The sequence below is a fragment of the Campylobacter concisus genome (genome assembly GCF_001891085.1).
GTDB classification, from domain to species: Bacteria; Campylobacterota; Campylobacteria; order Campylobacterales; family Campylobacteraceae; genus Campylobacter_A; species Campylobacter_A concisus_O.
Window position 1 is genome coordinate 1 of sequence record NZ_JXUP01000025.1, and the last position, 1562, is coordinate 1562.

The 1562-nt window shown below is 49.4% G+C and carries 1 rRNA gene; it reads right to left on the reverse strand.

Annotated elements, in window-relative coordinates:
* A 23S ribosomal RNA gene (locus tag TH67_RS10160) occupies positions 1-1562 on the reverse strand; the annotation flags it as partial.

Here is a 1562-nt window from a genome sequence, read left to right on the forward strand (position 1 = left end):
AAGATTCATCTTGGAGTTGGCTTCCTGCTTAGATGCTTTCAGCAGTTATCACATCCCAACATAGCTACCGAGCGGTGCTCTTGGCAGAACAACTCGTACACCAGTGGTTGGTTCGACCCGGTCCTCTCGTACTAGGGTCAACTCTCCTCAATCTTCTTACGCCCACGGCAGATAGGGACCGAACTGTCTCACGACGTTCTGAACCCAGCTCGCGTACCGCTTTAAATGGCGAACAGCCATACCCTTGGGACCTGCTCCAGCCCCAGGATGCGATGAGCCGACATCGAGGTGCCAAACCTCCCCGTCGATGTGAGCTCTTGGGGGAGATCAGCCTGTTATCCCCGGGGTACCTTTTATCCTTTGAGCGATGGCCCTTCCACACAGAACCACCGGATCACTAAGACCGACTTTCGTCTCTGCTTGACGTGTATGTCTCGCAGTTAAGCTGGCTTATGCCTTTATACTCTATGAACGATTTCCAACCGTTCTGAGCCAACCTTTGTAAGCCTCCGTTACATTTTGGGAGGCGACCGCCCCAGTCAAACTACCCACCAGACATTGTCCTACTTGAGGATAACTCAAGCTAGTTAGCTATCAGAATAAAAAAGAGTGGTATCTCAACAACGGCTCACCATAAACTGGCGTCTATGGATCAAAGCTCCCACCTATCCTGCACATTTTTATCCCAATAGCAGTGTCAAGCTGTAGTAAAGGTCCACGGGGTCTTTCCGTCTTGCCGCGGGTAGGAGGAATTTTCACCTCCACTACAATTTCACTGGATCCCTCTTCGAGACAGCTCCCATCTCGTTACGCCATTCATGCAGGTCGATATTTAATCGACAAGGAATTTCGCTACCTTAGGACCGTTATAGTTACGGCCGCCGTTTACTCGGGCTTCGATCAAACGCTTCGCAGAGCTAACGTCATCAATTAACCTTCGAGCACCGGGCAGGCGTCACACCCTATACATCCTCTTACGAGTTAGCAGAGTGCTGTGTTTTTGGTAAACAGTCGGGAGGGACTCTTTGTTGTAACCTTCAATGCTTACGGAGTAAATCCTTCACAAAGTTAGGCACACCTTATACCGAAGATACGGTGCTATTTTGCAGAGTTCCTTGAAGAGAGTTCTTCCACGCGCCTTAGAATACTCATCCCACCCACCTGTGTCGGTTTACGGTACGGGCAACTATAACTAAACTTAGAAACTTTTCTTGGCTCGACAGTATCGGCAATTCGCTATCCATTCCGAAGAACTTCAAACGCCTGTGGGGTCTCGGCTTAAAAAGATCCGGATTTGCCTGGATCTTAACCTACACCTTTCGACTAGCACTACCATCCGCTAGCTTGCTTAACTCTAAGCGTCCTTCCATCGCACATTATAGTTGGCATTGGAATATTAACCAATTTTCCATCGCATACCCCTTTCGGACTTTGCTTAGGACCCGGCTAACCCTACGATGACGAGCATCGCGTAGGAAACCTTGGGTTTACGGCGTTGGGGATTCTCACCCCAATTATCGCTACTCATGCCTGCATGCTCACTTGTATTCGCTCCAGCACTC